The sequence below is a fragment of the Pseudomonas sp. TH21 genome (genome assembly GCF_016651025.1).
In the GTDB taxonomy this organism is placed as follows: Bacteria; Pseudomonadota; Gammaproteobacteria; order Pseudomonadales; family Pseudomonadaceae; genus Aquipseudomonas; species Aquipseudomonas aylmerensis.
In genome coordinates this window covers 2,498,034-2,512,181 of record NZ_JAEKEQ010000001.1, presented here as the reverse complement: position 1 = coordinate 2,512,181, position 14,148 = coordinate 2,498,034, and the positions used below count along the sequence as shown (strand labels likewise).

Annotated in this window: 1 protein-coding gene; it reads right to left on the bottom strand. The window is 65.7% G+C overall.

Features of this window, described 5'->3' with window-relative positions; genetic code table 11:
- Positions 1-14,082 carry a non-ribosomal peptide synthase/polyketide synthase gene (locus tag JFU04_RS11275; RefSeq protein ID WP_201144093.1) on the bottom strand — a complete coding sequence of 4,694 codons (14,082 nt, stop codon included), beginning with the start codon at positions 14,080-14,082 and terminating at the stop codon, positions 1-3.
- Between the last annotated feature and the right edge of the window lie 66 nt (positions 14,083-14,148).

The window sequence follows — 14,148 nt, the reverse complement described above, 5'->3', positions numbered from 1 at the left end:
TCAAATCGCCTCTAGTTCGCTCAGAAAGTCACGAAGGTCATCAAAATCTTCCGCACTGCCGGCGCGGAAAGTGGCGGCGGCCTGTACGTAGGCACGCAGCGTTTCGGTCTGGAACACTTCCACCAGCGGCACTTCCAGGCCCAGTTCGGCCTGCACCCGCGAGGTGATCTGGATCGCCAGCAAGGAATGACCGCCGACTTCAAAGAAGTTGTCGTTCAGGCCCACCTGCGGCAGGCGCAGCACCTCGGCCCAAATCGCGGCGATCTGTTGTTCCAGCTCGCTTTCGGGGGCCACATAGGCCTGTTGCAGCAGGCTTGCATCCGGCTCGGGCAACCCCTTGCGGTCGAGCTTGCCGTTGGGGGTCAGCGGCATCTGCGCGAGGAACATGAAGTGCGTCGGCACCATGTAGTCCGGCAGGCGGGTTTTCAGGGCGCGGCGCAGGCTGTCGCGGAACTCGGCCTGGTCGGCCAGGTTGGCGTCGGCCGGCACCACATAAGCCACCAGCTGTTTGCCGGTCGGGCCTTCCTGGGCCACCACGACGGTTTCGCCGACATTGTCCTGCTCACGCAGGCGCGCTTCGATTTCGCCCAGTTCGATGCGGAAGCCACGGATTTTCACCTGATGGTCGACACGACCGAGGTAGTCCACCACGCCATCCGGGCGCCCACGGGTCAGGTCACCGCTGCGGTACACGCGGCTACCCGGTTTGCCGAAGGGGTCCGGCACGAAGCGCTCGGCGGTAAGTGCCGGACGCTCCAGGTAACCGCGCGCCACGCCCTCGCCGCCCAGGTACAGCTCACCGGCGACGCCGATCGGTTGCAGGTTGAGCTGCGCGTCGAGCACGTAGCCGCTGCGGTTGCCCAGCAAGGTGCCAATCGGTGCATAGACCGCGCCGCACGGGTCGCCTTTACGCGCTTTCCACAGCAACGGCGTGACCACGGTTTCGGTCGGGCCATAGCCGTTGAACAGGTAGGTCGGCTTGAGTGCACGCCAGGCCAGGTCGTAGCTGGCCTGCGCCACCGCGTCACCGCCGAAGCAGTACACACGGACCTTCGGTGGATTACCGTCGCGCTCGGCATGTTCGGCCAGCTGTTGCAGGTACACCGGCGGGAACACGGCCATGGTCACGTTGTGACGGTGCATCTGTTCGTAGGTGTACTCGGGCAGCCACAGGCTGTCATCGCGGATCAGCACGCTCGCGCCGTTGATCAACGGGTGCATCCAGCCTTCGTGGGAGCCGTCGAAGGCGAACGACATGAAGTGCAGTTCGCAATCGGCCGGCGAGGTTTCATAACGCTCGCCGGTGGCGATGATGTGCGCCACCAACGGGCCGTGGGACACCGCCACGCCCTTGGGCATGCCGGTGGAGCCGGAGGTGTAGATCACGTAGGCGAGGTTGTCGCCGTCCAGCTTCACATCGGGCGCCGTGTCGCTGAACCCCGCCCACTCCTCAGTGCGATCAATCGCCAGGCTGGTCAATCCTGCCGGGATCGGCAGTTGCTGCAACGCGCGGCTGTCGGTGAGCAGCAATTGCGCGCGGCTGTCCTGCATCATGTACAGCAGGCGGTCGCGGGGGTATTCGATATCCAGCGGCACATACACGCCGCCGGCTTTCATTACCGCGAGGAACGCCACCATGATTTCGGCACTGCGCGGCATGGCGATGGCCACGCGCACTTCCGGGCCGACACCACGGGCGATCAGCGCATGGGCGAGGCGGTTGGCCTGGCGGTCCAGCTCGCCATAGCTCAGGGTTTGTGCATCGAACTTGACCGCCACCGCCGCCGGGGTTTCCCGGGCGCGATCGGCCACCAACTCGTGAACCAGGCGCTGGGCCGAGAAGCCGGCGTCGGTCTGGTCCCACAGCTGCAGGATGTGCCGTTGCTCATCCGCACCCAGCAGGTTGAGTTGGCCGACAGTCTGCTGCTGATCGGCAACCATCGCCTGCAACAGGTTCTGCCAGTGGCCAGCCATGCGTTCGATGGTTGCCGGGGCGAACAGGTCGGTGGCGTAGCTCAGGGACGCACGCAGCGCGGCCTGGCTTTCTTCTACGTCCAGCGCCAGGTCGAACTGGGCGACGCCTTCATCCCAACCGAGTACTTCGACGTCGAGGTCGGTCAAGCCCTGCAGATGCAGGCCGGCAGAGGTCACACGGTGGTTGAAGAGCACCTGGAACAACGGGCTCAGGCTCATGCTGCGCTCCGGTTGCAGGGCCTCGACCAGTTGCTCGAACGGCAGGTCCTGATGGGCCTGGGCCTCAAGGGAACGCTGGCGCGCCTGCTGCAACAACTGCTCGACGCTCATTTGCCCATGGATGTCGGCCTTGAGCACCTGGGTGTTGACGAAGAAGCCGATCAGCCCTTCGGTTTCCAAACGGTTGCGGTTGGCAATCGGCACGCCGACGCGCACATCTTCCTGGCCACTGTAGCGGTGCAGCAAGGCCTGGTAGGACGCCAGCAACACCATCGGCAAGGTCACCCCGGCGTCGCGCGCCAGGTTGCGCAAACCGCCCAGCAGCGCGGCCGGCAGCTCAATCCCCAGGCGCGCCCCGCGATGGCTTTGCACGGCCGGGCGCTGGTAGTCGAACGGTAATTCCAGCACCGGCTGCACGCCGCCCAGCAAACCTTGCCAGTACGCCAGCTGACGCGTCTTTTCTCCGGCCTCCATCCAGTGGCGCTGCCACACGGCGTAGTCGGCGTACTGGATCGGCAACGCCGGCAGGTCCGGCGTCTGCCCCTGGCTGAAGGCCGCGTAGAGCTGCACCAGCTCTTCGACCATCAGCTGCATCGACCAGCCATCGGAGACGATATGGTGCTGCACCAGCACCAGCACGTGGTCGTCCGTGGCCAGGCGCAGCAGTTTGACCCGCAGCAACGGCCCGCGCAGCAGGTCGAACGGCTGTGCGACCTCGGCGGCGACCTGCGCCTTGAGCCCGGCTTCATCGGTGTCGGCCAGCTCGATGTCGATCAGGCCCGAGTCTTCGATGACCTGCACCGTGGCCGCCGCGTCCTGGCGCAGATGGGTGCGCAGGCTTTCATGGCGGGCGAGCAAGGTGTCGAAACTGCGTTGCAGTGCCGCCTGGTCCAGCGTGCCCTTTAAACGCAAGGCGCTGGGGATATGATACGCGGCGCTGTGCGGGTCCAGTTGCCAGAGGAACCATTGGCGCTCCTGGGCATAGGACAGCGGCAGCGGTTGGTCGCGATCAACCTTGAGCAACGCCGGCGCAGCCACGCGCTCTTCGCCCAGGGACGCGACAAAGTCGCCCAGCAAGGGGTGTTCGAACAGGCACTTGAGCGCCACTTCCAGCGCCAGCGCCTGGCGGACCCGCGACACCACCCGCGTGGCCAGCAGCGAGTGCCCGCCCAGCTCGAAGAAGTGGTCGTCGAGGCCGACCTGCGGCACATCCAGCACGTCGGCCCAGATCGCCGCGACCTGTTTTTCGCGCTCGGAGACCGGTGCCACATGGCCTTTGCGCCACAGGCTGGCATCGACCTTCGGCAACGCCTTGCGGTCGAGCTTGCCGTTGGGGGTCAGGGGCAGGCTGTCGAGGAACATCAGGTGTGCCGGCACCATGTAGTCCGGCAGGCGCTCGCGCAAGGCGGCTTGGTACGCCTGCGGGGCTTGCGCCGCCGAGCTGACCAGGTAAGCGATCAAGCGGTCGTCGTCGGCCAGCACCACGGCTTCGCGAACGCCAGGCTGCTCGCGCAGGCAGGCTTCGATTTCGCCGAGTTCGATACGGAAACCGCGCACCTTGACCTGGTGGTCGACCCGGCCGATGTATTCGACCACGCCGTCGTCACGGTAGCGCGCCAGGTCGCCGGTACGGTACAGGCGTTCGCCCGGTGCACCGTAGGGGTTGGGCACGAAGCGCTCGGCCGTCAGCGCTGGCCGCGCGTGGTAACCGCGTGCCAGGCCGACACCGCCGATCAGCAGTTCGCCGGATGCACCCAACGGGCATGGCGTGAGCCCGGCGTTGAGGATGAACAAGGTGGTATTGGCGATGGGACGCCCGACAAAAGGCTGCGCCTGCGACAAACGATGGGCCGCCGACCAGATCGTGGTTTCGGTGGGGCCATACAGGTTCCACACCGGACCTTGCAGGTCGAGCATGCGTTGGGCCAGATCGGCCGGCAGGGCTTCGCCGCCGCACAGGGCCTTGATGCCGCGCAACTGATCGGCACGCGGGCTTTCCAGCAGCATGCGCCAGGTCGACGGCGTAGCTTGCAGCACATTGGCGGACTGGCTGTGCGCGAGGTCGAGAATGGCCTCCGGGTCGAGGGCCATCGCCTGATCGCTCAACAGCACCGTGGCACCGACCGTCAGTGGCACGTACAGCTCCAGGGCGAAGATGTCGAACGAGAACGTGGTCAGCGACAGTACCCGCGCCTGCGCACCCATGTCCAACGTCGTGGCCATGCCGCAGGTAAAGCTGCACAGCGCCTGGTGCCGCACCATCACGCCCTTGGGTTTGCCGGTGGAACCAGAGGTGTAGATCACGTACGCCAAGTGCTCCGGCGTGACGCTAACCTGCGGGTTGTAGTCGTCGGCATCGACATCGTCGACCAGCAGCACCTGCAGGCCCTGCGGTTGCGCCAGGCGCCCGATCAGGTGCGACTGGGTCAGCAGCACCCGGGCGCGGCTGTCCTCAAGCATGAAGGCCAGGCGATCCGCCGGGAACTGCGGGTCGAGCGGCACATAGGCGCCACCGGCCTTGAGGGTCGCCAACAGGCCGACCACCATGTCCAGGGAGCGCTCCACATGCACGGCAACCAACACGTCAGGGCCGACACCCGCCGCGATCAGGCGATGAGCCAGGCGGTTGGCGCGGCGATTGAGCGCGGCGTAGCTCAGGGCTTGGCCGTTGAAATGCAGCGCGATGGCCTGAGGATGCGCCAGCGCCTGCGCTTCGAACAATTGCTGCACACAGCGCTCGCGCGCAAATTCGACGGCGGTGTGGTTCCACGTTTCGAGCAGTTGCCGGGATTGCGGCGCGCTGAGCATCGCCAGCTCATCCAAGACCTGAGCGGCATCGCGTACCACGGCGTGCAGCAGGTTCTGCCAGTGACCGGCCATGCGCTGCAGGGTCGCGGCGTCGAACAGGTCGGTGGCGTAGGTCAGGGAGGCCCACAGGCCGTCGGCGGACTCTTCGGTCTCCAGGTTGAGGTCGAACTGAGTGGTGTGGCCGGCCCAGTCCACCGGTTGCAGGTCCAGGCCGGGCAGTTGCACCGCGCCTTGGCGCAGGTTGTCCTGATGGTTGAACATCACCTGGAACAGCGGGTTATGGCTGAGGCTGCGCTCCGGCTGCAGGGCTTCCACCAGTTGTTCGAACGGCAAGTCCTGATGGGCCTGGGCGTCCAGGGCGCGTTGCTTGACCTGGGCCAGCAACTGGTCAAAGCGCATCTGCCCGTACAGGTCGGCCTTGAGCACCTGGGTGTTGACGAAAAAGCCGATCAGGCGTTCGGTTTCAAGGCGGTTGCGGTTGGCAATCGGCACGCCGACACGGATCTCGGACTGGCCGCTGTAGCGGTGCAGCAGGGTCTGGAACGAGGCGAGCAGCAACATGAACAGGGTCACGTCCTGACGCTGGGCGAGTGCCTTCAGTTCGGCGACCAGGCGGGTGTCGAGATGGATCTGCTGGCGCGCACCGCGGTGGCTTTGCACCGCTGGGCGCGGGTGGTCCAGGGGCAATTCCAGCAGCGGATGCTCGGTACCCAGGTGCGTGCACCAGTAATCGAGTTGACGCTGGGTTTCCCCGCCCGCCATCCAGTCGCGCTGCCAAACGGCATAGTCGGCGTACTGCAGCGCCAGGGACGGCAACCGGGCGTGGCCCTGATACAGCGCGACCAGTTCGTCGACCATCACTTGCATCGACCAGCCATCGGAGATGATGTGGTGCTGGGTGATGACCAGCACATGGTGCTCGGCGTCGATCTGCAGCAGTGCGACGCGCATCAGCGGGCCGTTGACCAGGTCGAACGGGCGCTGGATTTCCTGCGCCACGGCGTGTTCGATATCCGGCGCCTCGACGCGCTGGCGCTCGATGGCAATCGCCAGGTCCGGGTGAATGACCTGCCAGGTGTGCTCGCCCCTTTCCGCAAACGTGGTGCGCAACGGCTCATGACGTTGCACCAGCGCCTGGAAGGCGTTTTCCAGCGCGGCACTGTCCAGTCGACCGCGCAAGTGCAAGGCGGCGGGCACGTGGTAGGCAGCGCTGCGCGGGTCCAGTTGCCACAGGAACCATTGGCGCTCTTGGGCGAAGGACAGCGCCAGCGGCTGCTCACGCCCGACCGCCAGCATCGCGGGCGCCGTGGCAGCACGGGTGCCCAGTGCCGCGACGAAATCTGCCAGCACCGGCTGCTCGAACACGCTCTTGAGTGCCACCTCGATGCCCAGGCCATGCCGCACGCGGGACACCATCTGCGTGGCGAGCAACGAGTGCCCACCCCTCTCGAAGAAGTGATCGTTGAGCCCTACCCGCTCGGCGCCCAGCACCTGGGCCCAGATCGCCGCGACCTGTTGCTGCACCTCGGTAACCGGTGCCAGCCAATCGACCCGCGCCTGGTTGGCATCCGGCTTGGGCAGCGCGGCGCGGTCCAGCTTGCCGTTGGGGCTCAGCGGCAGGTGCGCGAGCAACAGCAGGTGCGCCGGCACCATGTAGTCCGGCAGCTCCGCGCGCAGCGTGGCCTTGAGCTGAGTGAGCAACTCGACTTGCTGGGCCTCGTCCAGTGCGTGGCTGGCGACGATGTAGCCCACCAACTGGTTATCGGCGGCGACCACCAATGCTTCGCGCACGCTGGGTTGGGCCAGCAGGCGCGCTTCGATTTCGTTCAATTCGATACGGAAACCGCGCACCTTGACCTGGTGGTCGATACGGCCCACGTACTCGATCATGCCGTCGGCGCGATAGCGCGCCAGGTCGCCGGTGCGGTACAGGCGCCCGCCACCGTCGGTGCAGAACGGATCGGGAATGAAGCGATGCGCCGTCAGGTCGGGACGGTTGAAGTAACCGCGCGCCAGCAATGGCCCACCGATCACCAGTTCGCCCGCGACACCCACCGGCACCGGGTTGAGGTTGGCGTCCAGCAGGTAAATGGCGCGGCCATCGAGCACCCGCCCGATCGGCATCATCGATGGCAGGGCTTCGCGGCCATCGACGTAGGCCGCGCAGTCCAGTGCCGTGGCGGTCACCGTGGCCTCGGTCGGGCCGTAGGTGTTGAGCAGGCGTACAGGCTGCAGGCCCGCTTCGCGCCAGGCGCTGAGGCCTTCCGGCGGCATGGCTTCGCCACCGATGTGCAGTTGGCGCAGACGGCCGTAGTTGCGAGGGCCACGCTCGGCAAAATCACGCACCAACAGCAGCCAGTAGGCGGTGGTCAGGTCGACCACGGAGATATCGTGGTCGAGCAGTTGTTGGTAGAAGGTGTCGCTGTCCCACAGGTCGCCACCGCGTACCACTACCGCTGCGCCACAGCACAGCGCCGGGTACAGCTGCTCGACGAAACCGTCGAAGTTGAAGGTGCCGAACTGCAGCACACGGTCATGCGGCTGCAGCGTAAACAGTTCGCTGAACACTTCCACATGCCGCGCCAGTGACGCCAGGTCGATGCCCACGCCTTTCGGCCGGCCCGTGGAGCCAGAGGTGAACATCACGTAGGCAAGGTTCGCCGGCTGTGCCCGTGGCAACAGGTTTTGCGCGCTGTAGTCGCTCAACCAATCGTGCCGGTCTTCCAGGCAGACCAGGCTCAGGCTGGCTGTGATCGGCAATTGGTCCAGCAGCGGTTGTTGGGTCAGCAGCAACTGCAGGCCGCTGTCCTCGATCATGCATTGCAGGCGCTCGGCCGGATACTTGGGGTCCAGCGGCACATAGGCACCGCCGGCCTTGAGCACCGCCAGCAGGCCGACGATCATGTCCAGGGAGCGGTCCACCGCCACCCCCACCAGGGTGTCGGCGGTCACGCCCAGTTCCACCAGGCGATGGGCCAGGCGGTTGGCGCGCGCATTCAGCTCGGCATAGCTCATGCGCTGTTGATCGAGGATCAGCGCGATGGCATGCGGCTGAGTTGCCGCCTGCTGTTCAAAGCGCTGCAATACGCTCGCCTGGGCCGGTTGGGCGGCGTGAGGCGGGTTCCACTCGGTGAGTACGCGCTGGTGTTCAGCGGCCAACAGCAGCGGGATCGCGCCTAACGCCTGCCCGGGCGCATCGACAAACTGCTGCAACAGCCCTTGCAGATACGCCGCGATGTGTTGCACGGCGTCGGTGGCAAGGTCCGCGCACAGGTACTCCAGGTGCAGGCTCAAACGCTGCCCCCCGTGCACGGTGAGGGTCAGCGGGTAGTTGGTGCGTTCCTGATGACGCACGTGACTGAAACGCAGGCCGCCCTCGCCCGCTTGCTCCAGGCTCTTGGCGACGGGGAAGTTCTCGAACACCACCAGGGTGTCGAACAGCGCTTCGCCGGCCGACCCGGCCCAGCGCTGGATATCGAACAGCGGCGTGTGCTCGTGCTCGCGCATTTCCAGGTTGAGCGCCTGGACCGTTCGCACCCAGTCGCTGACGGATTGCGCCGGATTGGCCGCTGCGATCAGCGGCAAGGTATTGATGAACAGGCCGACTTGCTGCTCGACATTCGCCAACTGCGCCGGACGCCCGGATACCGTGACACCGCAGGCGACGCTGGATTGACCGGTGTAGCGCTGCAGCAGCAACAGCCACGCCGACTGCACCAGGGTGTTGAGGGTCACTTGGTGGGCACGCGCGAAATCAGCCAGGCGCCGGGTCTGGGCCTCATCCAGTTCACAGAGGATTTCAGCGTATTCACTGCCGTGGGGTGCTGCGGTCTTGGCCACGCTGCGCGCCAGGTGCGTAGGTTCGTCGAGCTGCGCCAGGCGTTCGCGCCAGAAGGTCTCGCCGATGGCCGGGTCCTGTTGTTGCAGCCAGGCGATATGCTGGGAAAACGCCGCGCCCACCGGCGGCAGTGCGTGGCCCTTGCAGGCTTGCAGCACTTCGTTGAGCACCAGGGCGTTGCTCCAGCCATCCATCAGGATGTGATGGCTGGTGTAGATCAAGTGCCAACGGTCCTCGGCGCTGCGCACCAATGCCACGCGCAGCAACGGCGGACGCGCCAACTCGAAGCCCTGGCGATGGTGATCGGCGGCCAATTCATCCAGCGCCGTGGCGAGGTCCTGACGCTCGCGCCAGTCATACTCGGCGAACGGCATGTCGACCTGGCGATACACCACCTGCAGCGCCTGGCCCTGGTCGTCCTGCCAGACAAAGCCGGTGCGCAACATGTCGTGTCGTGCCAGCACCTGTGCCCAGGCGCGCTGGAATTGCGCCACATCGAGCCCCTGCACGTCGGCGCGCAATTGGCTGACGTAGACATCCTCTTCGCCCTGTTGATAGAGGCTGTGAAACAGCATGCCCTGTTGCATCGGCGACAACGGGTACAAGTCCTGCACCTCGCGTGCGGGCAGCGCCAGATCGTCCAGCTGGGATTGGGTCAGTCGGGCCAGGGTCACGTCGGCCGGTGTCAGGCCGCCCTGTTTCGGATCGACGCAATGGGCGATCAACGCCAACAGTTCATGCCGGTAATCGTCCACCAGGCCTTGAATGGTCGAGGCCTCGAACATCTGGCGGCTGAAGCCCCATTGCAGCGACAGCTCCCCGCCATACACCTGCCCTTCCACGGTCAGCCAGTTGGCCAACGGTGCTTCCGGGTCCTGGGCCTGGCCGCTGCCCTCGGGCGCCGGTACCAACAGCGCCGACTCGTTGAACTGGCGGTCGAACTGGCCGAGGTAGTTGAAGGTGATGCGCGGCACGGCGAGTGCCGACAAGGCGTCGCGCGCAGCAGGCGTGCCCATGTAGCGCAACAGGCCGTAGCCAATGCCTTTATCCGGCACCGCACGCAGTTGCTCCTTGACCGATTTGATTGCACTCGACAACTCACCACCCGCCTGCAGGCGCACCGGGAACAGGCTGGTGAACCAGCCGACGGTGCGGGTCAGGTCGACGCTGTCGAAGAGATCTTCACGGCCATGCCCTTCGAGCTGGATCAGCGCAGCGGGCTGCTCGCTCCAACGGCTGATCACCCGCGCCAATGCTGTCAGCAGCAGGTCGTTGACCTGGGTGCGATAGGCCGCCGGGGCGTCCTGCAGGAGTTGGCGCGTCTGTTCGGCACTGAGGCGGATTTCGAGTTTGCTGCCCACGCGGTTTTGCAGGCCGCCCTGCGGGTTGTCGCAGGGCAAGTCGGCGTCCGAGGTCTGTGCCTGCCAGTAAGGCAACTGGTGATCGAGGGTCTGTGCATGGGCCTGCAACTGCTGCCCCCACACTTGGTAGGCGCTGGTCTTGGCCGGCAGCGGCGCGGCGCCATAGGCGTGCTGCAGGTCTTCCAGCAGGATGCGCCAGGACACGCCGTCCACCACCAGGTGATGGATCACCAGCAGCAGGCGCTGGGTGCCGTCGCCCATGCTGACCAGCACGGCGCGCAGCAGCGGGCCGTGTTCAAGGTCGAGGCTGCGTTGGGCCTCGTCGCAGAGGGCGGCCAGTTCGGTTTCATCGCCAGCACGGGATTGCCACAGCGCCGGGTCGGTGATCGGCGCGGCATGGGCTTGCTGCCAGCCCTCGGCCTGCTGCACAAAGCGCAGGCGCAGCGCATCGTGATGGTTGATCACCTGGATCAACGCCGCCTCAACGCGCGCGGGTTCCAGGGCTTCACGCGGGGTCAGCAGCAGCGACTGGTTCCAATGCTGGCGCGCCGGGATCGCCTGCTCGAAAAAGCTGTGCTGCACGGGCGTGAGGATTACCTCGCCACTGACGGGCCCCTGGTCGATGACCGTCGCGTGCTCGACGCTCGCCACCAGCGCCAGGCTGCGCACGCTCTGGTACTGGAACAGGTCGCGCGGGCTGAGACGAATCCCGGCCTGGCGCGCTCGGCTGACCACTTGGATGGAGATGATCGAATCGCCGCCCAGCTCGAAAAAGTTGTCATCCAGACCGACATGCTCGACCCCGAGCACATCGCTCCAGACGGCAGCCAGGGCTTGCTGCAGAGGGTTTTCCGGGGCGGCATAAGCCTGCTGCGCGGCAGCATCCGGCACCGGCAGCGCCTTGCGGTCCAGCTTGCCGTTGGCGGTCACCGGCAACTGGGCCAGGTAGACCATATGCGTCGGCACCATGTACTCCGGCAGACTGCCGAGCAGCCAGGCCTTGAGGTCGCTGGGCGCCTCGCCTTCCAGCACCAGGTAAGCCACCAGTTGCTTGCCGCCCTGCACTAGCACGACGGCCTCACGCACGCCAGGGTGTTGCAGCAGGCGTGTCTCGATTTCACCCAGCTCGATGCGCAGGCCGCGCAGCTTGACCTGATGGTCGAGGCGACCGAGGTATTCAATCACGCCGTCGGCCCGTTGACGCACACGGTCGCCGGTGCGATACAGGCGTGCGCCATCGCCAAACGGACTCGGCACAAAACGCTCGGCGGTCAATGCCGGTCGCCGGTGATAACTGCGCGCCAGCCCGGTGCCGCCCAGGTACAACTCGCCGCACACACCGGCAGGGACCGGGTTGAGCTGGGCGTCGAGTACGTAGGTGCCGAGGTTGGCAATCGGGCGGCCGATGGGCACGCTGTCGGCGCCTTCGTCGACGCAGGTCCAGTGGGTCACGTCGATGGCCGCTTCGGTGGGGCCATACAGGTTGAACAGCCCGGCATGCGGCAGCTTGGCGAACACCTGGACCTGTGCGTCCAGCGGTAAGGCTTCACCGCTGCAGACGATGCGCTTGAGGCCGGTGCAGGCCTGCACGCCCGGTTCATGGATAAATGCCTGGAGCATCGACGGCACGAAGTGCAAGGTGGTGATCGCGTGCCGGCCGATGGTCTCGATCAAACGTGCGGGTTCGCGGTGCTCACCTGGGGCCGCCACCACCAGGCGCGCACCGGTCATCAGCGGCCAGAAAAATTCCCAGACCGACACGTCAAAGCTGAACGGGGTTTTCTGCAATACCGCATCATTGGCCTCCAGCCCGTAGGCCTGCTGCATCCAGCACAGGCGGTTGACCAACGCTCGATGGCTGTTGCCGGCTCCCTTGGGCTTGCCGGTGGAACCGGAGGTATAGATAACGTAGGCGAGGTTCAAGGCGTGGATGGCCACGCCGGGCGATTCGCTGCTGTAGCCGTCGAGCCACAGCGCAGGTTGGTCCAGGGCAATCACGCGGATACCGGCGGCGGGCAGCGATGCCAGCAGGCGCTGCTGGCTGAGCAGCAGCTCAATGCCGCTGTCTTCGATCATGTAGGCCAGGCGTTCCTGCGGATATTCGGGGTCGAGCGGCACGTAGGCGCCGCCGGCCTTGAGAATCGCCAGCAGGCCGACCACCATCTCGATCGAGCGCTCGACGCAGATCCCCACCAACACATCGGGGCCGACGCCCTGCTCGCACAAGGCATGCGCGAGCCGGTTGGCGCGGGCGTCGAGCTCGGCGTAGGTCAGCGTGGTCGTGCCGAACACCAGCGCCGGTGCGTCGGGGGTGGCCTGCACCTGGTCTTCGATCAGCTGATGGATGCCGCGCTCGGTCGGGTAGGTTGCGGCGGTGTTATTCCAGGCGTGCACCAGGATCTGTTGCTCATCGGCAGCCAGCATCGGCAATTCGCCGATGCGCTGCTCGCCATCGGTGACCATCGCCTGCAACAGGCGGGTCCAGTGGCGGGCCATGCGCTCGATGGACGGCGCGTCGAACAGGTCGTTGGCGTAGGTCAAGGCGGCATGCAGGGTGCCGGACTTTTCGTAGGTGTCGAGGGTCAGGTCGAACTGGGTGGTGCGCCCCTGCCACTCCACCAAGGCCAGTTCCAGGCCGGAGGCGGTGCTGACCGAGGCGATGTCGGCCACCACCGGCTGGTGGTTGTACATCACCTGGAACAAGGGGGTATGGCTCAGGCTGCGCTCGATCTTGAGGGCTTCCACCAGGCGTTCGAAAGGCAACTCCTGATGCGCCTGGGCGCCCAGGGCATGCTCCTTGATGCCTTGCAGCAGCTCGGTGACGCGGGTTTGCCCGGTGAGTTCGGTGCGCAGGACCTGGGTGTTGACGAAGAAGCCGATCAGCCCTTCGACTTCGGTGCGGTTACGGTTGGCAATCGGCACGCCGACGCGGATATCGCCCTGACCGGTGTAGCGATGCAGGAGCACATTGAACGCGCCGAGCAACAGCATGAACAAAGTGACGTTGTGTTTTTGCGCACAACTGCGCAGCTGCGCGGCGAGCGCCGGGTCAATCGCGAAGTTATGCCGCGTGCCCTGGTAGCTGGGCATGGCCGGGCGGGCGTGGTCGGTCGGCAGTTCCAGCACCGGGTACTCATCGCCCAGGCGCGCCTGCCAGTACTCCAGCTGGCGGGCCTGCTCCCCGGCTTCCAGCCAGCGGCGTTGCCACAGGGCATAGTCGCTGTACTGGATCGGCAGTGCCGGCAACTGCGGCACCTCGTTGCGCTCATGGGCGTCGTAGCAGCGGATGAACTCGTCGATCAGCACGTTCATCGACCAGCCGTCGGAGACGATGTGGTGCAGGGTCAGCAGCAGCACGTGTTCCTGCGCATCAAGCTTGAGCAACTGCACACGCAGCAGCGGGCCGTGCTCCAGGTCGAACGGCAGCAGCGACTGGTGGGTCGCCGCTTCATTGACGGCCTGCTCGCGTTCGGCGACGGCCAGCGTGCTCAGGTCCAGCTGTTCGATGGCCAGTGACGGCTGCACCGCCACCTGCAACAGGCGCTCATCGGCCTGGCGCTGGAACACGGTGCGCAGGGTTTCATGGCGCGCGACCAGGCTGGCAAACGCCTGCTGCATCGCGTCCAGGTTCAACGCACCCTTGAGCCGCACCGCGCCCGGCAGGTTGTAGGCGCCGCTGCCCGGGTCCAACTGCCACAGGAACCACATGCGTTGCTGCGCGTAGGACAGCGCATCGCGATCCTCTACCTCGACCCCGGCCGGAATCGGAAACCGCGAAAAATCCACTCCTTCTTTCTGCAGTGCCTGCAGGAATAGCTGGCGCTTTTCCAGGGGCAACCCGATAAACCGGCGAGCAAGTTTCAAGGAGTCTTCAGCATTCATTTCTTGGAGTCCGGAGCAATAGGCAGGAAGCACAAAGGCACGTCGTCCCTATAAAACGAACCGCAG

What these genes read in the sequence shown, in the direction of transcription:
- JFU04_RS11275 (WP_201144093.1), bottom strand. Translation starts at nt 14,082, where the DNA reads ATGAATGCTGAAGACTCCTTGAAACTTGCTCGCCGGTTTATCGGGTTG.